This is a genomic window from Sphingomonas citri, assembly GCF_019429485.1.
GTDB lineage: Bacteria > Pseudomonadota > Alphaproteobacteria > Sphingomonadales > Sphingomonadaceae > Sphingomonas > Sphingomonas citri.
The window spans coordinates 41050-61607 of the sequence record NZ_JAHXZN010000005.1 but is presented as its reverse complement, the minus strand read 5'-3'; the positions used below and the strand labels follow the sequence as shown (position 1 = coordinate 61607).

The 20558-nt window shown below is 68.9% G+C and carries 32 protein-coding genes and 1 tRNA gene; 23 read left to right on the top strand and 10 right to left on the bottom strand.

Features of this window, described 5'->3' with window-relative positions:
• Positions 1-39: 39 nt before the first annotated feature.
• From KZ820_RS14285 to KZ820_RS14265, 5 genes are all read right to left on the bottom strand, one after another.
• On the bottom strand, positions 40-555 hold the full coding sequence (locus tag KZ820_RS14285) for a helix-turn-helix domain-containing protein (protein WP_219749291.1): 516 nt from the start codon (positions 553-555) through the stop codon (positions 40-42).
• Positions 552-755: a hypothetical protein gene (locus KZ820_RS14280; RefSeq protein WP_219749290.1), complete on the bottom strand. Its 204-nt coding sequence runs from the start codon at positions 753-755 to the stop codon at positions 552-554. Before KZ820_RS14280 ends, KZ820_RS14285 begins: the two co-directional genes overlap by 4 nt.
• On the bottom strand, positions 752-931 hold the full coding sequence (locus tag KZ820_RS14275; RefSeq protein ID WP_219749289.1) for a hypothetical protein: 180 nt from the start codon (positions 929-931) through the stop codon (positions 752-754). Before KZ820_RS14275 ends, KZ820_RS14280 begins: the two co-directional genes overlap by 4 nt.
• Positions 932-971: 40 nt before the next feature.
• The gene (locus KZ820_RS14270) at positions 972-1445 is read right to left on the bottom strand and encodes a hypothetical protein (RefSeq protein ID WP_219749288.1); all 474 of its coding nucleotides are present in this window, start codon (positions 1443-1445) and stop codon (positions 972-974) included.
• A gap of 244 nt (positions 1446-1689) precedes the next feature.
• Entirely contained in the window at positions 1690-1920 is a 231-nt protein-coding gene (locus KZ820_RS14265; protein ID WP_219749287.1) for a helix-turn-helix domain-containing protein, read from the bottom strand.
• Positions 1921-2022: 102 nt separating this feature from the next.
• On the opposite strand from KZ820_RS14265, the gene KZ820_RS14260 reads away from it, so the two are divergent.
• The 17 genes from KZ820_RS14260 to KZ820_RS14175 all read left to right on the top strand — a co-directional run bounded on the left by KZ820_RS14260 (position 2023) and on the right by KZ820_RS14175 (position 9562).
• Positions 2023-2676 carry a LexA family transcriptional regulator gene (locus KZ820_RS14260; protein WP_219749286.1) on the top strand — a complete coding sequence of 218 codons (654 nt, stop codon included), beginning with the start codon at positions 2023-2025 and terminating at the stop codon, positions 2674-2676.
• A complete protein-coding gene (locus KZ820_RS14255; protein WP_219749285.1) occupies positions 2676-2999 on the top strand; it encodes a hypothetical protein in 324 nt (107 codons plus the stop codon). The genes KZ820_RS14260 and KZ820_RS14255 overlap by 1 nt, the downstream gene beginning before the upstream one ends.
• Before the next feature lie 124 nt (positions 3000-3123).
• Positions 3124-3456 (top strand): hypothetical protein, encoded by a 333-nt coding sequence (locus KZ820_RS14250; protein WP_219749284.1) that lies wholly within the window; start codon positions 3124-3126, stop codon positions 3454-3456.
• Positions 3443-3838, top strand: coding sequence for an HIRAN domain-containing protein (locus KZ820_RS14245; protein WP_219749283.1), 396 nt, complete (start codon positions 3443-3445; stop codon positions 3836-3838). Before KZ820_RS14250 ends, KZ820_RS14245 begins: the two co-directional genes overlap by 14 nt.
• 163 nt (positions 3839-4001) lie before the next feature.
• Positions 4002-4172, top strand: coding sequence for a hypothetical protein (locus tag KZ820_RS14240; RefSeq protein ID WP_219749282.1), 171 nt, complete (start codon positions 4002-4004; stop codon positions 4170-4172).
• On the top strand, positions 4172-4558 hold the full coding sequence (locus KZ820_RS14235) for a DUF968 domain-containing protein (RefSeq protein WP_219749281.1): 387 nt from the start codon (positions 4172-4174) through the stop codon (positions 4556-4558). Before KZ820_RS14240 ends, KZ820_RS14235 begins: the two co-directional genes overlap by 1 nt.
• Positions 4555-5013, top strand: a complete 459-nt coding sequence (locus KZ820_RS14230) for a hypothetical protein (RefSeq protein WP_219749280.1) — start codon at positions 4555-4557, stop codon at positions 5011-5013. Before KZ820_RS14235 ends, KZ820_RS14230 begins: the two co-directional genes overlap by 4 nt.
• Complete coding sequence (locus KZ820_RS14225) at positions 5006-5299, top strand: hypothetical protein (RefSeq protein ID WP_219749279.1); 294 nt, start codon at positions 5006-5008, stop codon at positions 5297-5299. Before KZ820_RS14230 ends, KZ820_RS14225 begins: the two co-directional genes overlap by 8 nt.
• A gap of 4 nt (positions 5300-5303) precedes the next feature.
• Complete coding sequence (locus KZ820_RS14220; protein ID WP_219749278.1) at positions 5304-5501, top strand: hypothetical protein; 198 nt, start codon at positions 5304-5306, stop codon at positions 5499-5501.
• Positions 5501-5923, top strand: a complete 423-nt coding sequence (locus tag KZ820_RS14215; protein WP_219749277.1) for a hypothetical protein — start codon at positions 5501-5503, stop codon at positions 5921-5923. The genes KZ820_RS14220 and KZ820_RS14215 overlap by 1 nt, the downstream gene beginning before the upstream one ends.
• A gap of 1 nt (position 5924) precedes the next feature.
• Positions 5925-6077, top strand: coding sequence for a hypothetical protein (locus tag KZ820_RS14210; protein ID WP_219749276.1), 153 nt, complete (start codon positions 5925-5927; stop codon positions 6075-6077).
• Positions 6074-7270 (top strand): DNA cytosine methyltransferase, encoded by a 1197-nt coding sequence (locus KZ820_RS21975; protein WP_308462234.1) that lies wholly within the window; start codon positions 6074-6076, stop codon positions 7268-7270. Before KZ820_RS14210 ends, KZ820_RS21975 begins: the two co-directional genes overlap by 4 nt.
• 11 nt (positions 7271-7281) lie before the next feature.
• The gene (locus tag KZ820_RS14195) at positions 7282-7458 is read left to right on the top strand and encodes a hypothetical protein (RefSeq protein ID WP_219749275.1); all 177 of its coding nucleotides are present in this window, start codon (positions 7282-7284) and stop codon (positions 7456-7458) included.
• Positions 7421-7738, top strand: a complete 318-nt coding sequence (locus tag KZ820_RS14190; protein ID WP_219749274.1) for a hypothetical protein — start codon at positions 7421-7423, stop codon at positions 7736-7738. The genes KZ820_RS14195 and KZ820_RS14190 overlap by 38 nt, the downstream gene beginning before the upstream one ends.
• Complete coding sequence (locus KZ820_RS14185; RefSeq protein WP_219749273.1) at positions 7735-7935, top strand: hypothetical protein; 201 nt, start codon at positions 7735-7737, stop codon at positions 7933-7935. The genes KZ820_RS14190 and KZ820_RS14185 overlap by 4 nt, the downstream gene beginning before the upstream one ends.
• On the top strand, positions 7932-9011 hold the full coding sequence (locus KZ820_RS14180) for a tyrosine-type recombinase/integrase (protein WP_219749272.1): 1080 nt from the start codon (positions 7932-7934) through the stop codon (positions 9009-9011). Before KZ820_RS14185 ends, KZ820_RS14180 begins: the two co-directional genes overlap by 4 nt.
• Before the next feature lie 263 nt (positions 9012-9274).
• Complete coding sequence (locus KZ820_RS14175; RefSeq protein WP_219749271.1) at positions 9275-9562, top strand: hypothetical protein; 288 nt, start codon at positions 9275-9277, stop codon at positions 9560-9562.
• 208 nt (positions 9563-9770) lie between these two features.
• Here the strand turns inward: KZ820_RS14175 and KZ820_RS14170 are convergent.
• The 4 genes from KZ820_RS14170 to KZ820_RS14155 form a co-directional block, all read right to left on the bottom strand.
• A tRNA-Pro gene (locus tag KZ820_RS14170) sits at positions 9771-9847 on the bottom strand.
• Positions 9848-9959: 112 nt separating this feature from the next.
• Positions 9960-10223 (bottom strand): hypothetical protein, encoded by a 264-nt coding sequence (locus tag KZ820_RS14165; RefSeq protein ID WP_219749270.1) that lies wholly within the window; start codon positions 10221-10223, stop codon positions 9960-9962.
• 23 nt (positions 10224-10246) lie between these two features.
• Complete coding sequence (locus tag KZ820_RS14160) at positions 10247-10510, bottom strand: hypothetical protein (RefSeq protein WP_219749269.1); 264 nt, start codon at positions 10508-10510, stop codon at positions 10247-10249.
• A 150-nt stretch (positions 10511-10660) separates the two neighbouring features.
• Positions 10661-12085 (bottom strand): M20/M25/M40 family metallo-hydrolase, encoded by a 1425-nt coding sequence (locus tag KZ820_RS14155; protein ID WP_219749268.1) that lies wholly within the window; start codon positions 12083-12085, stop codon positions 10661-10663.
• 106 nt (positions 12086-12191) lie between these two features.
• Between KZ820_RS14155 and ettA the strand changes: the two genes are divergently transcribed.
• From ettA to KZ820_RS14130, 5 genes are all read left to right on the top strand, one after another.
• Entirely contained in the window at positions 12192-13871 is a 1680-nt protein-coding gene (gene ettA, locus KZ820_RS14150; protein ID WP_132907922.1) for an energy-dependent translational throttle protein EttA, read from the top strand.
• 105 nt (positions 13872-13976) lie between these two features.
• On the top strand, positions 13977-14459 hold the full coding sequence (gene greB, locus KZ820_RS14145; protein WP_219749267.1) for a transcription elongation factor GreB: 483 nt from the start codon (positions 13977-13979) through the stop codon (positions 14457-14459).
• A gap of 50 nt (positions 14460-14509) precedes the next feature.
• Positions 14510-14743: a hypothetical protein gene (locus KZ820_RS14140; RefSeq protein WP_219749266.1), complete on the top strand. Its 234-nt coding sequence runs from the start codon at positions 14510-14512 to the stop codon at positions 14741-14743.
• A gap of 164 nt (positions 14744-14907) precedes the next feature.
• On the top strand, positions 14908-15687 hold the full coding sequence (locus KZ820_RS14135) for an NYN domain-containing protein (RefSeq protein WP_219749265.1): 780 nt from the start codon (positions 14908-14910) through the stop codon (positions 15685-15687).
• 19 nt (positions 15688-15706) lie between these two features.
• Positions 15707-17332 (top strand): M28 family peptidase, encoded by a 1626-nt coding sequence (locus KZ820_RS14130; protein ID WP_219749470.1) that lies wholly within the window; start codon positions 15707-15709, stop codon positions 17330-17332.
• A 16-nt stretch (positions 17333-17348) separates the two neighbouring features.
• Here KZ820_RS14130 and KZ820_RS14125 read toward each other — a convergent pair whose 3' ends face one another.
• Positions 17349-19193 carry a lytic transglycosylase domain-containing protein gene (locus KZ820_RS14125; RefSeq protein ID WP_219749469.1) on the bottom strand — a complete coding sequence of 615 codons (1845 nt, stop codon included), beginning with the start codon at positions 19191-19193 and terminating at the stop codon, positions 17349-17351.
• A 236-nt stretch (positions 19194-19429) separates the two neighbouring features.
• Here KZ820_RS14125 and dapA point away from each other — a divergent pair, with 236 nt between their 5' ends.
• Positions 19430-20311, top strand: coding sequence for a 4-hydroxy-tetrahydrodipicolinate synthase (dapA, locus tag KZ820_RS14120; RefSeq protein ID WP_219749264.1), 882 nt, complete (start codon positions 19430-19432; stop codon positions 20309-20311).
• The last annotated feature ends 247 nt before the right edge of the window (positions 20312-20558 follow it).

The following is a 20558-nucleotide window of genomic DNA, read 5'->3' as shown; positions in this document are numbered from 1 at the left end:
GGGCGCGGACAATCCCCCCGGCGATCTCGTGATCCTTGCTCATGCGCGGGCCTCGACTTGCGAGGCGGCGACGAAGCGCTCCGCCCAGCCCGCCTTCCGACGTGTCGCGACTTGGGTGGGGTGAATGCCGAGGCGATACCTCGCGGCTTTCACGGTGTTCGGGTGGACGCCGAGCATGCGAGCGACGCGGTTGGCCGAGTGCTGCTCGAGCAGTGAAGCGAAGTTCTCCGGCGGCTGCCACACGTGCCCGCCGTTGTACGCGCGCGCCACCGGCTTCTCCCGGAGCCACCGCGCGATCGCGCTCTGGCTGGCTCGATAGTGGCGGGCGAGCTCCGGCATGGTCAGGCCTGGCGCTACGATGCCCCAGTCATTCGGGACGGGCCGCAGCTTGCGCTCAGCCGGCTTCCAGCCACGCGCCGCCGCGGCGCGGATCGTCGCAGGGCTCGCGCCCAGCATCTCAGCCACCGTACCGCGGTCGTACACCATCGACAGCCGCCGCGCGCGCTCGACCTGCTCAGCGGTCAGTCGGGGCTTGTGGGAGACACCGCGCTTCACCGACGCTTCTCCCACTTCGACCGGCAGGGCGTGCAGCGCATGATCCCGCCAGCGCCCTTGACCATCACGTCCTCGTCGCAGCAGGCCTCGCAGTCGCCGCGGACCGGATCGGGCTGCGCCGCCGCGGCGCGCGCCTGATCGACGAAGCGCTGCGTGAAGGCCGCGGCGAGATCGTTCGCCTCGTCAGCTGCGTCGCTCATGCGAGCACCGCATAGGTCGGAGTCAGCGCAGGCTTCGGATCCACGACACGGTGGAAGGTAAAGCGGCCGACCGGCGTCTCCACGATCGCCGACGAGAAAGGCAGAACGTACGCAGGGCGCAGTCCTCTGGCGGCGCGCACGGCCATCGCCGTGGGCGCCCGGTGGGCGGTCATCATTGTCGTCACTCCGAGGCCGGTCGTCGCCGGCGGTTGGTTCCTAGTTGTTGGAGACCAGCCGCATGGAGCGGCGATGGCGAAGGCGATCTATGTCCCGGGCGGCCTCTTCGAGCTCCGGCCACATGTCATCGAGCTCCTTGTCGTCGATGATCCCGTCGTTCTGGAGCGCCGCCGCCTTCTTCGCGAGTAGAGCGGCGAGCGTGGTCAGCGCTTGACGGTCGCTCCCCTCGTTAGCGTCCAACGGCGACAGCTTCATGCCGACGAGCGCCAGCACGCCGTTGGCGAAGCGGCCGTCCCACTCGCGGCAGCCGCGCAGGAACGAGACCACGGGCATTTCAGCGAGCCCGGTGCGGTAGCGCGCGGCAGCGTCGTCGCTCTTCCCGAGCACGGCGCCCAGGTCAGCGTCGGTTGCGCCATCCTCGCGCTTGATCGCCTCGAGGCTCTCGCCGAGCGCGTTAAGCATTTTCGAAGCGGGAACGGTCCTGAAACGACCGTGGATGTGCGGACGGGTCACTGGCATTGACCTACGTTATGAACAGGAACACCCTTCACCTCGCTCCGAAGCAGCTGCGCCTGGCGATCGCCCGCGCCCTCGTTGAGCAGGTGGTCGCCGGCGGCGCTCCGGGGGGAGGCGGCGCCGCCGGCGATTCCGCGCGCGGGAAAGGGAGAACCCGCAGCGGAACTCGGATCAGGTACAACGCCAGCAAAGATGGCGTCAGGATGGGCGCACGTCGCGCTTCCGCAGGCGGCGCAGACAATCATGCGGCGACCTGCTCAGCGGCAGCCGACACTCGGCGCACTGAGATGGAAAAGAAGTCGTTCGGCATCACCGAGCCGCGGGTCGCCTTGGCGATGAGCGGCATCGTCTCCTTGTCTGGGATCCGATCACCGGTGACATACCGGCGGACAGCCTCGGGAGTACGGCCGATCAGCGGCGCGAAATCGCGCGCCTCCATGCCCTCCTTCTTCAGCCAGTCGCGCAGCTTCATCCGGTGATCTCCTTGCAACACCAATATGGTGTCACAAGCCCAAGCAAGTCAACACCAAAATGGCGTATGGGGCGTCAGCACCAGTTCGGTGCAGAAGGCGGTGTGGCGAGCGGCAATAACATTCAGCGCTTCAGAGAAGAGCGAGGCTGGTCACGGCCGGAGCTCGGCAAGCGGATGAACACGTCTGGCCAGCAGGTCGAGCGTCTGGAGAAGGCGCAGCGCCGGCTGACGCAGGACTGGATCGAGCGCGCTGCTCGAGCACTCGGCGTCGAGCCTGTCGACATCATCGCTCCGGACCGTGGCGAAGTGCCGGATCAGCCCGTCGCTCGCTCTTTGGACGCTGGCGAGACCGTCGAGATCATCCGCCTCGACCTTTCCCTGCCGATGGGGCCTGGTGCCTCAGTGGACGACTATGTCGAGGAGGAGCCGCTGCGGTTCGACCTCGGCTACGTGCAGGCGTTCACTCGCACGCCGGCGCACCGCCTTCGCCTCGCGCACGGGGTAGGGGACAGCATGTTCCCGACCCTGCTCAACAGCGACCTCGTCTGGATCGACAGCACGCAGAACACGCTCAATCAGGCCGACAAGGTGTGGGCGGTGTCGATCAACGGCGCCGCCGCGATCAAACGGCTTCGTCCGCTGCGAGAGGGCAAGGTGCTGGTGATCTCCGATAACCCGACGATCGAAAATTACGAGGTCGCGGCTGACGAACTGCGCATTGGCGGCCGTGTAATTCGCTTCGCAAGGGATCTCTGATGCCAACTCAAGACGGCACCCTTTCCGTGGAGGAAATCAGTGAGATCGCTCGCATCATCAATGAGCGGGTCCCCGACCCAAACGACCCTTGCCCGAACTGCCACCAGCTCGCATCCGTTGTGATGCCATACCTTGGGCGGGTCGATCTTGGGTGGGTTGACGGCATGATGCGCGGCTTCTCGACAGCTATAACTATCTGCAATCATTGCGGATTTGTTAGGCATTTTTCAACGGCGCACCTAGGTGTTGAGGGTCATCCGGACTTGGTGCCTATTACGTATGAGCCGCTGGAAACGAGCGGCTTGGAGGCCAAGAATGGCTGAGCCAAACCGGGACCCGGTCGTAAATATGCGGGCCTTCCGTCAGGCGCGGCCGAGCAAACCCGTCGCGCCGGCCGAGCCAGAGTTGCCCTTGTATGGCGGCGGGAGCGGAGGCACATATGACGGCATGGACGCGGTCGATGCCAAGGTTGCCGCCGCTGAGGCGCGCACAGACACGAAGTTTGCCGAGCTGCGTCGCGATATGGACTCGTTCGCCACTCGCAGCACGGTCTGGAAGGGCGTGGCGTCAACGATCGCAGCGATCGTAACGGCAGTCGGCGTCATCTTAGCGGTAATCGCCTTCGGCGGCGACCGGTTTGATGCCGGTATGAGCGCGGGTGGCTCGATCGCCCCCATCGTCGAGCAGCAGAAGGCGCGAGACGCAGCGCAGGACGAGAAGCTGGACGAGATCCTTCGCCGCTTGCCGCAACCTGCTCCGACGAAGAGTGCGCGCCCTTAGTCTCGCCGTCGTCGGCGCAGACCACCCGAACAAGCGCGGTCCCGGGAGGCGATTTGAGCTCGCGCTGTGCAGCCCAGCCGAGCCCATCGAGCTCCGCCCCGAGCCGAAGAACCCTGTCGATCCTCAAGCCGTAGCCGTGTTCAGCTGCCGTGGCGTTCAGCTCGGCTACCTGACCGCAGAGCGGGCGCCATGGATCGGCGCAATGCTCCGTTCGGGGCGCGAGATCGCGGTCGCTTTCCAGGAGCAGACTCAGTGGGGCGCGATCGTGCGCGTGGCTTTCGACGGCGCCGCGCCGACGTTACCGCCGCCGCGGGTAAAGGAGCAGGACGATTCGTCAGGGGAGAACGACGGCTTCTGGCCTGATCCGGTGTACGACGACTAGAACACCATAATGGTGTTGACACTACGACACCGATATGGTGTTGTCTTGGTGTCACCAGATCGCAGCGCGGTGCTGCCGAAGGCGGTGACGGGGATACGTCACCATGGCGCCGAAGCGCGTACCTTCAGCAGGATGGAAGCCGCATACGGGTGGGCCGAGGCCCGTGCACCCGGGCGTACGCGTCCAAGTCCAACTGCGGTCCGACGAGGACCTGCTCGCCGCTGAGCTGAGCAACCCGGCCGCCGGCATCGCCGCGGATGCGTACCAGTGGGAGTGGGCCGGGCGGCTCCTCCGCAGCGCCAACATCGTCGCCTTCCGCGAGGTCGCGGCGTGATGCGCTCGGCCATTCTGCCGCGGTCCGCCTTCCAGACCCGCAAGCCCGCGCGCGCCGGCCGCCCGGCATGGAAGTGCGCCGAGGAGTTCAAGCGCTGGCTCCGCAAGCTGCCGTGCGCTGGCTGCCAGCACACCGGCGACGCGTTCAATCAGATCTGCGCCGCTCACGTCGATCACGCGGGCGGGAAGGGCATCGCGACGAAGGTCGCGGACCGCCACTGCATCCCGCTCTGCGATCGCTGCCACACCGAGCAGCACAGCCGCGGCTGGCCCACGTTCGAGAAGACGCTCCCTGGCGCTGACGCCGTCATGCTCTCGGCCATCTACTGGACCGAGTGGCCGGGCCGCCGCGAGTGGGAAGCCGAGCTGGCGGGGCAGGGCGCATGAAGCCCGTCACCGTTGCCGAGTGCGATCCCGAGCTTGAGACCGCGCTGATCGAGCTCCGCTTCGTGGTGCCGCAGTACCGCGCGCTCCGGCAGAAGTTCCTGCGCGCCCATGCGGACCCTGAGCGCTATCGCGAGCTTGCGGCGATCAAGCACGAGCTGGCCGACGTAGTCGACGTGATCCGTGCACATGGTGAGCGCACGAAGCTCGCATTCGAGGCGCTGGTCGCGATCGTCGAGGCCGCGGCGCCGCTCACCGGGCAGGCGCGCGGCAAGCGCAAGTCCCCGGCCATGAACGCCCTGCTCGCCAACGTGGCGACCGCCGAGACCTACGCGGCCAAGGCCGACGAGGAGGCGCGCGAGGAGCTCGCCCTCGCCAGCTACGCCGCGCGCGAGTCCGCCCGCCGCCTCGCGCGGCTGGGGCAGGGGCGCGAGTATCTGGAGGCGTCCCTTGGCTGACCGCGCCATCGTCGATCGCCTCGTCGCCGGCGGAATGCCGCGCGAGGACGCCGCAGCCGTCACCGACCAGGTCTTCGCCGCGGTGCTCAGCACCCTCCGCGAGGGCGGCAAGGTCACCATCCCGGACGTCTGCCAGCTGACTGCGCCCGCGAAGAACCGCTGGGTGCCAGGGCAGGTCGGTCGTCTCGTCCACAAGGAGCGGAAGGTCGCGCTCCGCCATGCCGGCATCCTCGAGCGCAGCGCGCCCTGGAAGCCCCACGACACTAGCCCTTTGGCTTGGAGGTAGGTCTATGATCCGTCTCAGTGCACGCCCGCGCCAGTCCGACTGGCTTGATCCGGCGCAGTGGGAGAAGGCGCGGCTTAATCGCCCCACGCTTCTCCCGATGGCCACGCACCCGTCGCCGCGACAGTTCGCCTGGCAGCGCGTCAGCGCGATGCTCGTAGGCTTCATCTGCTGGTTCGCCCTGTTCGGCTGGTGGTTCTCGTGATGGCGCAGGCTATCCACGTCACCCAGCTGGCGGCCGAGCGGTACGTCGAGCGGGTCAACCCGTACCTGACGCTGGAAGAGGCGGCAGAGGCGATCCGGCGCCACACCGCGGCCTGCTGCAAGGCGGCCGGCTTCGGCGCCAAGATCGTGATTACCAGCGAGGCCCGGCTGCTGCTCGATGGCCTCAACGTGGTCACCGTCCTGCACCGCAAGCAGCGCACTCCGCACTGGGCGCCTGTCATGAGCTACGGCACTCGTCCTCACACCGGCGGTCCAAAGCGCACCGTCTCGCGCGCCGAGCTCGTGACCATGCTGGAGCGTGAACTGGCCGCGCCTCGCTCCGCCGAGCGCACGGCCGCGCTGCGCCGCCTCCGCGGCAAGATTCGCAGCTGCGACTGCCGCAGCGAGCGGAATGGAGCCTGACGTGAGCGATCTTCAGCTCATCTCGCGCGGCTTCGCGACCGGCCTCGCCCTGGGCGGCGTGATCGCTATCGCCGCCGCGCTCTACGTCCACTTCCGGCTGCTGCTCGCCTCTGCGCGGCGGGCTGCCCGGTGCATCACGAGGTGCTGCAGGTGACCATTCGCTACCTCGACGTCTGCGCCGGCATCAGCGCCAGCACGGTCGCGTGGGCGCCCCTCGGCTGGAAGGCTGCGGCGTACAGCGAGATCGAAGCCGCGCCGCGCGCCGTCCTCGCTCACCACTACCCCGAGACGCCGCTCCACGGCGACTTCACCACCATCCGAGGCGATGAATATGGGCCAATTGACCTTCTTGTCGGAGGCACCCCCTGCCAGGACTTCTCCGTCGCTGGCCTCCGAGCGGGACTGGATGGAGACCGTGGCAACCTATCGCTCGAGTTTCTCCGCCTTGCTGATCGCACACGGCCCCGCTGGGTGGTCTGGGAGAACGTCCCTGGCGTCCTGTCGATCGACGGAGGACGGGCGTTTGGAGCCATCCTCGGGGGGCTGGGCGAGCTCGGGTATGGGTTCGCCTACCGAGTTCTGGACGCTCAGTTCTTCGGAGTTCCACAGCGCCGCCGACGCGTGTTCGTTGTCGGACGTGCTGGAGACTGGCGAGGTGCCGCAGCGGTATTTTCTGAGCGGCACAGCCTGTCGGGGTATCCTGCGCCGCGCCGAGAAGCGGGGGCGCGAGCTCCCGTCGGCGCTCTCGCGGGCACTTCGCCAGGCGGCGGATGGCGCATCGGAGCAGACGAGGCTGCCGGCGGGCAGCTGATCGCTGCTGACGTAGCCGCGACACTGCCGGCTGGCGGCAATTCGACCGGTGGTGATCGTTATCCTGGCACCTCCGCAGAAACGGCCGCGACTATGCTGGTCGCGTTTGACACGACACAGATCACCAGCGCCGCCAATTTCAGCAATCCGAAGCCAGGCGACCCCTGCCACCCTCTCGCGCGCGGGCAGCATGCGCCAGCGATCGCGTTTGCGATTCAGGAGCGTGCCCTAAGCGAGAACCTTGCTGCCGGCCCGCAGGGTGCCGGCTTCCAGGCTGACATCGCCTACACGCTGGAAGCACGGCACCACACCCAGTCGGTCGCTACCAGCTCGGTTCGCCGGCTGACGCCGCGCGAGTGCGAGCGGCTTCAAGGCTTCCCGGACGATTACACTCTCGTCCCTCACCGCGGAAAGCCGATGGCGGACGGTCCCCGATACAAGGCGCTCGGCAACAGCATGGCCGTGCCCGTCATGCGCTGGATCGGCGAGCGGATCGCCGCCGTAGACGCGCTGACCAACACCACTCTCGCCGCATGACGGAGCATACCATGAAGCGCATGAGGCTCGAGTTGCGCCGGGCACGCGGCTGGCTGGCCTTCCACTGGGTCTGTCACCTGACGCCGGCGGGCGCGCGGTGGCTGTGGTGGCCGTTCCTCTCGTGGGCCGGCCTCTACGCGCACTGGGACTATGACCGCGCCAATTGGAACCCCCGCCATGACGCATGAAGCAGCGGAGATCGCGAAGCCGGCGGAGGACCACGATCGTCTGGCGCGGTCGATAGCCGCGCGTATGGGGCGGGACCCGTCGTTTAAGGAGTTGTGGGCGCGCTTGGAGCGGGCCGAGGCCGACCGCGACCGGATGATGAACGCGCTCCAGCTCGTGCTCGATCGAGCTGGCAACGGCAAGGTCTTGCTCAGCCCGCACACTCGCACGCTGATCAAGCGCGCGCTGTCGCGGATCCAGCCCGCCCGAGCCATCCTGTCCGAGAAAGGGGAGCAGAAGTGACCACCGCCGCGAAAGCAGCATACCCGCGCCGCTCGATGATTGAGCGCGCGATCGCCGCGGCGAAGGCCAGCGGCATCAAGGTGGGTGGGTTCGAGGTCGACCCCGACGGGACGATCCGGATTCTGTCGGAGCGCAACTCAGCGGGCGGCGAAGATGCCTATGCCCGGTGGAAGGCGAAGGAGCGCGCGCAGGGATGACCGCGGGCCTGCACATCGTCACCAAACGCCGCCCGGGCAAGACGCTGATCCACTACGTCTATGCCTGGCGCGGCGGGCCGCTGATTCACCGCGCCGAGGGTCCGCGCCCGCGGATCACCGCCGCGATTTCGGACGCAGCTGCCGAGGCGCGAGCGGCGCGGCGCGACGACGAGGCGAAGGGGCTGACGATCAAGGGGCTGATCCAGCTGTTCTGCGCGGCGCCCGAGTTCACCCGGCTGGCCAAGTCGACGCAGACCTCGCACAACACCTGGCTGACCCGGATTGAGGAGCGCTTCGGCAAGTGGCCGCTCGCACTCTTCAACGACCGCCGCACCCGCGCCGACATCCTCGATTGGCGCGACCGCTGGGCCGACAAGCCGCGCAGCGCCGACGCGGCCATGCAGACCTTCACCCGGCTGCTCAGCTGGGGCTACGACCGCGGCAAGCTGCGCGAGAACGTCGCGAAGGGCATCGGCCAGCTCTACGACGCCAACCGGTCCGAGGTGATCTGGGAGGCGGAGGATTTCGAGAAGGTCGCCGCCGTCGCGTCGGTCGAGGTCAACGAGGGCGTCGCGCTCGCGGCGTTCACCGGCCTGCGCCGCGGCGATCTGGTGAAGCTTCCCTGGTCGGCGATAGGCGAGCACGCGATCGTCTGGAAGACGAACAAGAGCCGCGGCCGCAACCTGGCGACCGTGCCGCTGCTGCCCGAGACCAAGGCGCTGCTGGCGCGGATACGCGCGCGTCACGCCGACGAGATGGCCAAGCTGACCGAGGACAAGCGCCGGCCGCTGCCCGAGACCGTGCTGTCGAACACCCGCTGGCAGCCGTGGACCCCGACCGGGTTCGGCTCGCGGTACGACGACGCGAAGAAGGCCGCCGGTATCGACAAGCACCTGCACGACCTGCGCGGCACCTTCGTGACCCGCTGCTGCATCGCCGGGCTCAACGACCGCGAGATCGCTGACATTGTCGGGTGGGACACCAAGGACGTGGCGTCGATCCGGGCGAAGTACGCAGACCAGGCTAGGGTGGTGGTGGCCATCGGTGAGCGGTTGGCGAGAGCGGCGATAGCATAAGTGCTGAGCCAGCTCCGGCCAGTTCCGGTCGCGCCGAGCATCAAGTCGGGCCATATATCGGTCGACAGCAGCAGCTGGTGCCGGACCGCCCGGGAGCGCCAGCGAGACGACGAACGCGCTGTCGGTGCTTTGGGAGGTGCAGATCGCGCTCGCATCAACGGGTGAAATTTGCGAGGCTGTGAAGATAATTAGTGTCTCGCGGCCGTCAAGGAGCTATATAGGTGGTGCGGTAAACTTGCCGCTTGAACGGAGATAACAGAAACATGATCAAAGAAAACTCACAGCTGCTCAGTAAGACACCGCACCAATATAAGGGACGGAACTTCGAGATCGTCACGTACGTAGACCCACATGATCCTGACCGTATCTCGGTTGAACCTCTTGAGGACGGTAAGCCGGTCGTGGTCACTTTTCCGGACGGCTTTAAGGCTACACGCACGTATACCGTTGATTTCATCACCCGAGTCGAGATGGCAACCGGGCCGCTGAAGATGGACGCCGTAGACAATCTCGTTCGCACGGCGATTCAGGACCTCGAGGCCTCGATCTGACGGGCGATCAGGGCCGCGTATCACAAGGCCGCAGACGCTCAGGCAAGCTTGGGTCGGTTTCGTGCGGCGAAATCCAGCTTCGCAGCGCAGGAAATGCACGCCGGTTGAGCCGAGCGGCGAGGCCCCAGACGATGGGGCAGAGCTCCGCCGCCCTGTAAACCGGTATGTAAACCGGCTCACGACGCGATCTCAGAAATGCCGGAAAAGGTGGTCGGGGAGACAGGATTCGAACCTGCGACATCCTGCTCCCAAAGCAGGCGCGCTACCAGACTGCGCCACTCCCCGACGCGGCTGCCGGCCTAGTCGCCGCGGCGCGGCGGCGCAAGCTCGGCCGGACAAGCGAAGGGGCACCCGCGGGTGCCCCTAGCCGATCCCGACGCCTCACCGGCTCCAGCGCTCAGCGCGTCACCGGTTCGGCCGCGACGTTGCCGGCATTGCCCGCCTCGTCGCCGAAGTTCGTCTCAGCACCGGCGAGCATCGCCGCGGCACTGTCGTTGGCGGCGGCCTCGGCCATCGCCTCGAGATTGTCGGCGCGACGCTCGAGCGCGTCGGCCATCATCTCGGTGTTGTTCCCGATCGAGGCGGGTTCGGGGCTGCGGTCGCACGCGGTGACGCCGAGCGGCGCGACGGCGGCGAGCAGCGGAAGCAGCGAGCGCCTCATCCTCCCGAACCCGACCCGGTCGATCACATGTTGTGCGCGGCGTCCTCGCCGGCGTCGCGGACGTTGTCAGCGGCCGAGTGGATGTTCTCGGCGACCGCCTCGGCATTGTCCTCGGCGAACGGGTTCGCGGTGGTGTTCGACATGTCAGCGACGTTGCTCGCGAGCGCGTCCATGTTGTCCGCCATCATGTCGGCGTTGTTCTCGACCGAGGCGGCCTCCGGCGACTTCGAGCAGGCGGCGACCGACATCAGCGACGCGGCGGCGGCGACGAGCAGGATCTTCTTCATCTGAATGCTCCCAAGCATCATAAACCATTCGCGGCCGACCCCAACGCCGTCGCGAACGCTCGCCATACCCTACCGCCGCGGGGGGTCAATAAGCAAAATTCATCTCTCCGAAAGGTTGCGACGAACGGTGACGCCCGCCGCCGCTCGCGCTCACGACCGCGGTACCGGCCCGATCTCCTCCGGCGCGTCGGCGACGACCGCGAGCATCGTCGTCCAGGCCGCGACATTCTGCCGCAGCTGCTCGGGGTCGACTCGCTCGAGCGTGTCGTCGGGCGTGTGATGCGTGTCGAAATAGCGCAGCCCCGACTGGTTGAGGTCGACCCCCGCGACGCCCGTCGCGATCGTCGCGGCGATGTCGGTGCCGTCGCCCGCCTTGCCGGCGCCGCGCACGATGCCGAGCGGCGCGAGCGCGCTGGCGAGCCGGTCGCCGACCGCCGTGGCGGTCTCCGGCAGCATCGTCTCGAAACGCCACACGCGGTCGGCGCCGAAGTCGCTCTCCGCCGCTATCGCGTGGCGCTCCTTGCCGTGGCGCTCGGCATAGGCCGCGCCGCCGAGCCCGCCGACCTCCTCCGCGCCGAACCAGACGACGCGGATCGTGCGCCGCGGGCGATGGCCGCTGTCGAGGATGCGCTTGGCCGCGGCGGCGGTGATCGCCACACCGCTGGCATCGTCGATCGCGCCGGTGGCGAGGTCCCAGCTGTCGAGATGGCCGCCGACCAGCACCACGCCCGCCCTCGGGTCGGTGCCGGGCACCTCCGCGATGACGTTGCCCGACTGGCTCGGCCCGGGCGAGCGCGGGGTGAGCAGCAGGTGCATCCGGATCGGCTGGCCGCGCTGGGCCATGCGCTCGATCAGCGTGGCGTCGGGCACCGACAGCGCGGCGGCGGGGATCGGCTTCACGCCTTCGGGGAAGTCGGTCGTGCCGGTATGCGGCAGGCGGTGCGTGTCGGTGCCGATCGAGCGGATGACGATCGCCGCCGCGCCCTTGCTCGCCGCCACGCCGGGGCCGTTGAAGCGCGCGACGCCGTTGGCGCCGTAGCCCGAGCCGTCCTGCGTCGGCTGCATGCTGTTGCCGACATAGGCGATCTTGCCCCTGAGCGAGCCCGCCGGCGCGGCGACGAGATCGCCGTACGTCGGGAACACGACCAGCTCGGCGGTGATCCCCTTGGGCGGAGTCGCGGCGGAGTGGCCGAGCGCCACCAGTTTCAGTTTCTGCGGGAAGGGCGCGACGATCTCGGCTTCCTCCTCGCCGCGCAGCCACAGCGGCATGGTGAAGGGCTCGGCGCGGACGTTGCTGAAGCCCAGCGCGGTCAGCTTCTTCACCGCCCAGTCGCGCGCGCGCGCCTCGGCGTCGGTGGCGGCGAGGCGCTGGCCGATCTCGGTGGTGAGCCCCTCGACCAGCTCATAGGCGAGCTCGTCCTTCAACGCGGCGTCGCGCAGCGCCGCCACCTCGGGCGCCACCGCCGCGGGCGCGCGCGGCACCGCGTGCTGGGCGACGGCCGGCGCGGCGAGTGCGACGAGGGCGGCGAGGGCGCTGGAGGCGAGCGCGGCGATCCGGTGCGGGGAGCGGTTCATGCGCCGCGGCGTAACCAAAGCTTGCCGGTTTGCCAACGCGCCCGCGCGCGCTTACATGCGCGCCACCGATTTCCCGTCGCACCCAGCCCATGGAGCAGCGCGCCAGATGGCCGTCCAGTACACCTATGTCATGAAGGGTCTGACCAAGACCTTCCCGGGCGCGAACAAGCCCGTTCTCAACAACATCCACCTGCAGTTCATCCCCTCGGCGAAGATCGCGATCATCGGTCCCAACGGCGCCGGCAAGTCGACGCTGATGAAGATCATGGCCGGGATGGACCCGGACTTCACGGGCGAGGCCTGGGCGGCGGAGGGCGTGCGCGTCGGCTATCTCGCGCAGGAGCCGCAGCTCGATCCCAGCAAGGACGTGATCGGCAACGTCAAGGACGGCGTGCGCCCGATCGCGGACCTGGTCGATCGCTTCAACGCGATCTCGGCCGAGATGGGCGATCCCAAGGACGACACCGACTTCGACGCGCTGATGGAGGAGATGGGCGAGCTCCAGGGCAAGATCGACGCGGTCGACGGCTGGACGCTCGACAATCAGCTCGAGGTGGCGATGGAGGCGCTGCGCTGCCCGCCGGGCGACGCCGACGTCACCAAGCTGTCGGGCGGCGAGCGCCGCCGCGTCGCATTGTGCCGGCTGCTGCTGGAGAAGCCCGACATCCTGCTGCTCGACGAGCCGACCAACCATCTCGACGCCGAGAGCGTGTCGTGGCTCGAGAACTTCCTCAAGGAATATGCGGGCAACGTCATCCTCGTCACCCACGATCGCTATTTCCTCGACAATGTCGTCAACTGGGTGCTCGAGCTCGATCGCGGGCGCTACTACACCTATGAGAGCAACTACTCGGGCTACCTCGAGAAGAAGGCCAAGCGGCTCGAGCAGGAGGAGCGCGAGGAGGCGGGCAAGCAGAAGGCGATCGCCGACGAGCTTGCCTGGATGCGCCAGACCCCCAAGGCCCGCCAGACCAAGAGCAAGGCGCGTATCCGCGCGTTCGACGAGCTGATGGCGAAGCAGGAGAACCGCGTCGCCGGCAAGGCGCAGATCCTGATCCAGCTGCCCGAGCGGCTCGGCGGAAAGGTGATCGAGGCCAAGGGGCTGACCAAGTCCTATGGCGACAAACTGCTGTTCGAGAACCTCGACTTCATGCTCCCGCCGGGCGGGATCGTCGGCGTGATCGGGCCGAACGGCGCGGGCAAGTCGACGCTGTTCAAGCTGATCACCGGCCAGGAACAGCCCGACGCGGGGACGATCGAGGTCGGCTCGACCGTGAAGCTCGGCTATGTCGACCAGAGCCGCGACGACCTCGATCCCAACAAGAACGTCTGGCAGGAGATCTCGGACGAGCTGGAGGTGTTCCGCTTCGGCAAGCAGGAACTGGGCACGCGTGCCTATGTCGGCGCGTTCAACTTCCGCGGGCCGGACCAGCAGAAGAAGGTGGGCCAACTCTCGGGCGGTGAGCGCAACCGCGTTCACATGGCCAAGATGCTCAAGGAGGGCGGCAACGTCCTGCTGCTCGACGAGCCGACCAACGATCTCGACGTCGAGACGCTGCGCGCGCTCGAGGAGGCGCTGGAGACCTTCGCCGGCTGCGCGGTGGTGATCAGCCACGATCGCTTCTTCCTCGATCGCCTGTGCACGCACATCCTCGCGTTCGAGGGCGACAGCCATGTCGAGTGGTTCGAGGGCAATTACGAGAGCTACGAGGAAGACAAGCGCCGCCGCATGGGCGACGCCGCCGACCGCCCGACGCGGCTCGCGTACAAGAAGCTGACCCGCTGAGGGCAGGGCGGGGGCGGCGCGCGCGAGCGATCGTGCCCGCGCCGCCGCCTCTTCGCCACGCTAATCGCTTCCCCTCGCTGCCCCGGCTGGCCTAGCGCTGCACGGATGGACCGACCCAATTACATCACCCCCGCGGGCTATGCCGCGCTGCGCGCCGAGTACGACCAGCTGTTCGCCACCGAGCGTCCCGCGCTGGTCGAGACGATCGCCTGGGCCGCGGGCAACGGCGACCGCTCCGAGAACGGCGACTATATCTACGGCCGCAAGCGACTGCGCGAGATCGACCGGCGGCTCGGTTGGCTGTCGAAGCGGATGAAGGCCGCCAAGGTGGTCGATCCGGCGCAGCAGCCCGACCGCGCGCGCGTCTGGTTCGGTGCCACCGTCACCCTCGTCGACGACGACGACAGGGAGCGCGTGCTCACGCTCGTCGGCGACGACGAGGCGGACGCCGGCGCGGGACGGGTCGGCTGGAACGCGCCGCTCGCCCGCGCGCTGCGCGGCGCCGCGGTCGGCGACCTGCGCCGCGTCCACCTGCCCGCGGGCGAGCGCGATTACGAGATCGTCACGATCTCCTACCCGACCGGCTGAGGAACGCTGGTGCGAGCTAAGCCGTTGATCTCCCGAGAAGGAGACAGACGATGGCGAGCGAGAACCCGCGCACCGAGAGCGCGCGCGACCATGACGACAAGGACGTGATCGAGGGCATGATCCCCGGCGGGGAGGCAGTGCCGAGCAGCGGCGGTGGCGCGCTCGCACGCGAGGTCGGCAGCGCAGCCGATCTCGGCCAGGTCGACGATCCCGACGGCAGCGTGCGCGCGACCAAGCAGGACGATATCGACGCGGGCGTGGCCTATCGCAGCGACAGAGGGTGAGGCGGATGTGGGGCAGACTGGGCCGGCGACGGCCCGGGCTGTTCCGCTCGCGCATGGCCGCCACGAGCGTTGGGGTTACGCACGCACTGCGCGCGATCTCAACCGACTAGCTGCAAGCTCCTCATAAACGTTGACCTGCGTCGCGTCACCGCCGATGCAGCGGCATGCCCGCTGACGACCTCCCCACCCGCAACATCGCGCTGCTGATCGACGCCGACAACGCGTCCTGGCACGCGCTCGACCCGGTGCTGACCGCGCTCGCGGAGTTCGGCAGCGTCAACGTCCGCCGGGTCTACGGCAACTGGGTCAAGGAGGCGCTCAAGGGCTGGCGCGACATGACCGTCAAGCACGGCATCGAGCCGCAGCAGCAATTCGATCTCACGCGCGGCAAGAACGCGACCGACATGAAGATGACGATCGACGCGATGGACCTGCTTCACCGCGGCCGCGTCGACGCCTTCGGGATCATGTCGTCGGACAGCGACTTCATGCCGCTCGCCACGCGGATCCGGCAGGATGGGCTCGACGTCTACGGCTTCGGCAACAGCAACACGCCCGAGGGATTCCGCAACGCCTGCACGCGCTTCATCGACGTCAACGCGCTGCTCGAGACGACCAAGCCCAAGCGCGCGCGCCGCGTCGAGGTGCCGTTCGACCAGTCGGTACCGCCCGCGATCGGCACCGCCAACGCGACGGCCACGCGCGCCGCGGGCACGGTCGACGATCCCGAACTTCTTCACCTGCTCCACGACGCGTACGACTCGCTCAAGCCCGACAAGGACGGTTTCGTCGGCCTCTCCGCGCTCGGGCAGCGCGCCGCCAATCGCTCGAGCTTCGACGTCCGCAATTATGGTTACAAGCGGCTCTCCGACCTGGTCGACGCGATCCCCTCGATCGACGTCGATCGGCGCGAGAACCACGTCTACGTACGCTGGAAGGACTGACGTTTTGACCCGACGCCTCATGCCGCTCGCCGCGCTCGCGCTGATCGCGGCACCCGCGCTCGCGCAGGGCGCGCCCCACGCCGACCCGAAGCGGCTCTCTGACGACGTCCGCACGCTCGCCGCGCCCGATTTCGGCGGCCGCGCGCCGGGGACACCGGGCGAGAAGCGGACGCTCGACTGGCTCGTCGCCCGCTTCAAGGCGCTCGGGCTCGCGCCCGCGGGGCCCGACGGCCAGTATCTCCAGCAGGTGCCGCTGATCCATACGCGCGTGGCGTCCGATGCCGTGATGCGCGTCGGCGACGCGACGCTGGCGCAGGGCAAGGAGGTCGCGGTGACCAGCGTGCGACCCGCGGCGTCGATCGCGATCACCGACTCGCCCCTCGTCTTCGTCGGCTATGGCGTGCGCGCGCCCGAGGCGCGATGGGACGATTTCAAGGGCATGGACCTGCGCGGCAAGACCCTGGTCTTCCTCGTCAACGATCCCGACTTCGGGGCGCAGCCGGGCGATGACGCCAAGGGCCGCTTCGGCGATCGCCGGATGACCTATTACGGGCGCTGGACCTACAAGTTCGAGGAGGCCGCGCGGCAGGGCGCCGCCGCCGCGCTGATCATCCATGACACCGCGGGCGCGGGCTATCCCTGGTCGACCGTCAACGCCTCGAACGGCGAGAACTACGACATCGTCCGCGGCGCGGACGATCCGCGCGTGCCACTCCAGGGCTGGATCGAGCATGACGCCGCCGAGCGCCTCTTCGCCGCTGCCGGCCTCGACCTCGCGGCGCTGCGGGTGAAGGCGCGCTCGGCGTCGTTCCGTCCGGTCGCGATGAACACGAGCTTCTCCGCCGCCGCGACGGTGAAGGTGGAGCGCGTCACCAGCGCCAACGTGCTGGCCAAGATCCCCGGCCGCACCCGCCCGAGCGAGTCGGTGCTGTTCGCGGCGCACTGGGACGCCTACGGCGACGGCCCGCCCGACGCGAGCGGGCGAACGCTCCGACCCGGCGCCAACGACGATGCGCTCGGCACCGCGGGCGTGGTCGAGCTAGCGCGGCTGTTCAAGGCGGGGCCCGCGCCCGAGCGCTCGCTCGTTTTCGCTTTGTGGACCGGCGAGGAGCGCGGTCTGCTCGGCTCCGAATATTACGCGGCGCACCCGACGATGCCGCTCGCCACCACCGCGGCGAACTTGACGCTCGACATCCTTCAGACCGCGGGACCGGCGAAGGACGTGGTGCTGGTCGGGCCCGGCCAGTCGACCCTCGACCCGCTGCTTGTCGCGGCGGCGCGTTCGCAGGGCCGGACGATCACGCCCGAGACGTTCAGCGAGCGCGGCCTGTTTTACCGCGCCGACCATTTCTCGACGGTGCGGCGCGGCGTGCCCGCGCTGCTGCTGATGGCGCTCGGCGGCGCCTCGGACCTGACACAGGGCGGCCGGGTCGCCGGGCAGAAGTGGCTCGACGATTACATGGCCTGCTACCACAAGACCTGCGACAGCTGGGACGCGGGCTGGGACCTGCGTGGCGCAGCGATGGACGTCGACCTGTTCCACGACGTCGGCGCGCGGCTGGCGCGGCCGGGCGTCTGGCCGAGCTGGAGCAAGGGCAGCGAGTTCGCCGCCACCCGTGACTGGAGCGCCGCCGAGCGGAAGTGAACCGCCGCCGCCGCGGTCAGCCGCCGCGGCTGCGCCCCAGGTACCAACTCAGGTTGTTGGGCCCGCGGCTGCGCGCGCGCGGCGGGTTCATCAGGTCGTACACCACCGCGTTCTCGAGCACGCGCTGCACGTAGTTGCGCGTCTCGGAATAGGGGATGGCCTCGACCCAGTCGACCATGTCGACCGCCCCGGTGCGCGGGTCGCCGTTCGCGCGCAGCCACTTGTTCACGTTGCCCGGCCCGGCGTTATAGGCCGCGATCGCCAGCGGGTAGCTGCCGTACAGGCCGAAGATGCGCTGGAAATAGCTCGACCCGAGCTGGATGTTGTAGCCGGTGTCGTCGACCAGCCGCCCGGCGTCGTAGGAAAGCCCGAGCTTGCCCGCCTGCTCGCGCGCGGTGGCGGGCATCAGCTGCATCAGCCCGGCGGCGCCGACGGGGCTGCGCGCGGTGCGGTCGAACTGGCTCTCCTGCCGCGCCACCGCGTGGATCATCGTCCACTGGTCCTCATAGCCGCCCGGCACCGCGACGGTGGGGAAGCCGTTGGCGCTATATTCGGTCAGCCCGTTCTGCATCGCGCTGCGCCCGACCAGCACGCCCAGGTCAGGGCGGCGCAGCTGGCGCGACAGCTCATCGGCGAGATAATGGTCGGTGTCGCCCTTCGCCACCGCAGCGATCTGCTTCACGAAGGCGGTCTGGTCCTGATACTGGCCGGTCTGGCCGAGGAACTGCGCGGCGCGGACGATCTCGCGCGCGTAGAAGGCCTGGCGCGCGGCGGGGTCGATCGCGGGCGAGGGCGGCGCGGGCGGGGCGGTCAGGCGGCGCCCGAGATGCTCGATCGCGAGCTGGCCGTAATATTGGTCGCGATAGCCCGCGGCGCGCTCGAACAGCGCATTGGTGTCGGGCTGCTGCGCCTTCTCGGCGGCGCGCGCCGCCCAGTAGAAGCCCTTGGCACGCGTCTGCGGCGCCTGGCTGGCGCGGCCGTAGCGCTCGAACATCGCGCGCGCGTCGGCCGGGCGGTTGAGCCTGGTCGCGGCCTGGCCGGCGAGCCACGCCAGCGAGGTGTAATCGTCGCGCTCTCCATAGCCTTTGGTCGAGACGTCGGTGCCCGGCGGATAGGCGTCGTCGATCTGGCGCGCGATGTCATAGGCGGTCTGCCACTGCCCGTCCGCCGCGGCGGCGCGCGCGTTGACCAGCAGCACCTCGTAGAATTTCTCGACGTTGCCCGGCAGCGCCATGCCGTTGCGGGCGCGCGCCAGCCACGAGCGCGCGCTGGGCGAGGCGCCCGCGTTGCGCAGCCACGTCGCCTTGTCCGCGATATAGCCCGGATCGCGCGCGCCGATTGAGTCGCCGCTCGCCGCCAGCGACGAGGCCTCGGGCGAGTCGCTGCGGAAGGCGAGCCGCGCGGTGAACAGCGGCCGCGCCGACGCGCTGGTGTAGGGCAGCACGCGTGCTGCCGCCGAGCTATTGCCCTGCCACAGCAGCGCGTCGACGCGGCGGTCGTGGTCGGCCGGGGTGAGCGCGGAGCCGAACTGGCCCAGCACGGTTGCCTCGTCCTGCGCCGAGAGCGAGCCGAGCCGCCAGGCGGTGCGCGCCGCCTCTTGTGCCTGGGCGCTGGCGCCGGTCGCTATGTACGCGCGCGCGCAGGCGACCCAGCCGGCGGCGGTCAGCGGCGCCCAGCGCCGGCAATAGGCCGCGACGCTGGCGGGCGTGACGTTCGGGTCGGACGCCTTGCGCTCCACGGTGCGCCGCATCGCCGCCTCACCGGGCCAGCCGGGGTGCGCGGTGAGGAAGCTGACATAGCTGTCGAACGGCAGAGCGTCGGTCTGCTGGAGCACCTTCCACTGCGCCAGTGGCTGCGCCATGCCGGGTAGCGGCGCCGCCGGGCTGGGGATCGGCGCGGGGGCCGGGGCACCCTGCGGAACCGAGACGCTACCATATTGACTCGCCGCGAGAACCGCGGCGCCTGCTGCTGCTACGACGAAGATCAACGAACCTGCCTTCACTCTCTGACCGACGCGACCGGTGGACAGACTAGCGACCCTAGCCGTATCTGCGCTGAACGGCGCCCCCCAATCGGTCGCAGGAGCAAATTCACCTCATGTTCTCCGGTTCCATCCCCGCTCTGGTGACCCCGTTCGACTCGGCCGGCGCCTTCGACGAGAGCGCCTATCGCGACCTGATCGAGTGGCAGGTCGCCGAGGGCTCGTCCGCGCTCGTCCCCTGCGGCACCACCGGCGAGGCGGCGACGCTGACCCAGGCGGAGCAGTTCGCGATCGTGCGAATCTGCGTCGACCAGGCGCGCGGGCGCGTGCCGGTGATCGCGGGCGCGGGCTCGAACGACACCCGCGTCGCCGCTGCCAACCTACGCGCCGCCAAGGAAGCGGGTGCCGACGCGGCGCTGATGGTCCCGCCTTATTACAACCGGCCGTCGCAGGAGGGCATCTTCCGCCACTTCGAGGCGCTGGCGCAGGACGCCCCGCTGCCGATCGTGCTCTACAACGTGCCAGCGCGTACCGTGACCGACATCCTGCCCGATACGCTGGTGCGGATCGTCACCGCCTTCCCGCACGTGTTCGTCGCAGTGAAGGACGCCTCGGGCGTGCTCCAGCGCGTGTCGCAGCACCGCGCCGCGCTCGGGGCGAACTTCTGCCAGCTGTCGGGCAACGACGACCTAGCGCTCGCCTATAACGCGACGGGCGGGGTCGGGTGCATCTCCGTCACCGCCAACGTCGCGCCGCGGCTCAGCGCGGCTTTCCAGCGTGCCTGCGCGGCCGGTAACGCGGCGGCGGCGCTGGTGCTGCACGACCGGCTGTTCCCGCTCCACGTCGCTCTGTTCAGCGACGCGTCGCCGGGACCGGTGAAGTACGCGATGACTCGGGTACGGCCGGACTTTCCCGCCGGGCTTCGGCTGCCGATGACGTGGCCGAGCGAGGCGAGCCGGCAGGCGATCGACGCGGCGCTGGCGCACGCGGGATTGTGACGCGCGAGGGGGCGTCCTCTCTCATCGTCCCCGCTCCTTCCTACTCGGGCGACCTGATACGTCATCAGTCACCCCTCTCCCGTCAGCCCCGCGAAGGCGGGCGTCCAGACACGCAGGTCCCCGACGGGGCCGCCACGTCAGCGTTTAGGGATCCCCGCCTTCGCGGGGATGACGGAAAACATGGCATGACATACCAGTGGGGTGACGACGTCCAGCGAGGATAGCGACGGCAAGCGGCACGAACAGT

Coding starts and splice junctions, on each gene's coding strand:
- KZ820_RS14215 (WP_219749277.1), top strand. CDS start 5,501: ATGGCGCAGGCTATCCACGTCACCCAGCTGGCGGCCGAGCGGTACGTC.
- KZ820_RS14255 (WP_219749285.1), top strand. CDS start 2,676: ATGCCAACTCAAGACGGCACCCTTTCCGTGGAGGAAATCAGTGAGATC.
- KZ820_RS14130 (WP_219749470.1), top strand. CDS start 15,707: ATGCCGCTCGCCGCGCTCGCGCTGATCGCGGCACCCGCGCTCGCGCAG.
- KZ820_RS14135 (WP_219749265.1), top strand. CDS start 14,908: ATGCCCGCTGACGACCTCCCCACCCGCAACATCGCGCTGCTGATCGAC.
- KZ820_RS14140 (WP_219749266.1), top strand. CDS start 14,510: ATGGCGAGCGAGAACCCGCGCACCGAGAGCGCGCGCGACCATGACGAC.
- ettA (WP_132907922.1), top strand. CDS start 12,192: ATGGCCGTCCAGTACACCTATGTCATGAAGGGTCTGACCAAGACCTTC.
- KZ820_RS14220 (WP_219749278.1), top strand. CDS start 5,304: ATGATCCGTCTCAGTGCACGCCCGCGCCAGTCCGACTGGCTTGATCCG.
- KZ820_RS14165 (WP_219749270.1), bottom strand. CDS start 10,223: ATGAGGCGCTCGCTGCTTCCGCTGCTCGCCGCCGTCGCGCCGCTCGGC.
- KZ820_RS14280 (WP_219749290.1), bottom strand. CDS start 755: ATGAGCGACGCAGCTGACGAGGCGAACGATCTCGCCGCGGCCTTCACG.
- KZ820_RS14235 (WP_219749281.1), top strand. CDS start 4,172: ATGCGCTCGGCCATTCTGCCGCGGTCCGCCTTCCAGACCCGCAAGCCC.
- KZ820_RS14250 (WP_219749284.1), top strand. CDS start 3,124: ATGGACGCGGTCGATGCCAAGGTTGCCGCCGCTGAGGCGCGCACAGAC.
- KZ820_RS14160 (WP_219749269.1), bottom strand. CDS start 10,510: ATGAAGAAGATCCTGCTCGTCGCCGCCGCCGCGTCGCTGATGTCGGTC.
- KZ820_RS14275 (WP_219749289.1), bottom strand. CDS start 931: ATGATGACCGCCCACCGGGCGCCCACGGCGATGGCCGTGCGCGCCGCC.
- dapA (WP_219749264.1), top strand. CDS start 19,430: ATGTTCTCCGGTTCCATCCCCGCTCTGGTGACCCCGTTCGACTCGGCC.
- KZ820_RS14180 (WP_219749272.1), top strand. CDS start 7,932: ATGACCGCGGGCCTGCACATCGTCACCAAACGCCGCCCGGGCAAGACG.
- KZ820_RS14125 (WP_219749469.1), bottom strand. CDS start 19,193: ATGGCGCAGCCACTGGCGCAGTGGAAGGTGCTCCAGCAGACCGACGCT.
- KZ820_RS14190 (WP_219749274.1), top strand. CDS start 7,421: ATGACCGCGCCAATTGGAACCCCCGCCATGACGCATGAAGCAGCGGAG.
- KZ820_RS14195 (WP_219749275.1), top strand. CDS start 7,282: ATGAAGCGCATGAGGCTCGAGTTGCGCCGGGCACGCGGCTGGCTGGCC.
- KZ820_RS14265 (WP_219749287.1), bottom strand. CDS start 1,920: ATGAAGCTGCGCGACTGGCTGAAGAAGGAGGGCATGGAGGCGCGCGAT.
- KZ820_RS14155 (WP_219749268.1), bottom strand. CDS start 12,085: ATGAACCGCTCCCCGCACCGGATCGCCGCGCTCGCCTCCAGCGCCCTC.
- KZ820_RS14230 (WP_219749280.1), top strand. CDS start 4,555: ATGAAGCCCGTCACCGTTGCCGAGTGCGATCCCGAGCTTGAGACCGCG.
- greB (WP_219749267.1), top strand. CDS start 13,977: ATGGACCGACCCAATTACATCACCCCCGCGGGCTATGCCGCGCTGCGC.
- KZ820_RS14175 (WP_219749271.1), top strand. CDS start 9,275: ATGATCAAAGAAAACTCACAGCTGCTCAGTAAGACACCGCACCAATAT.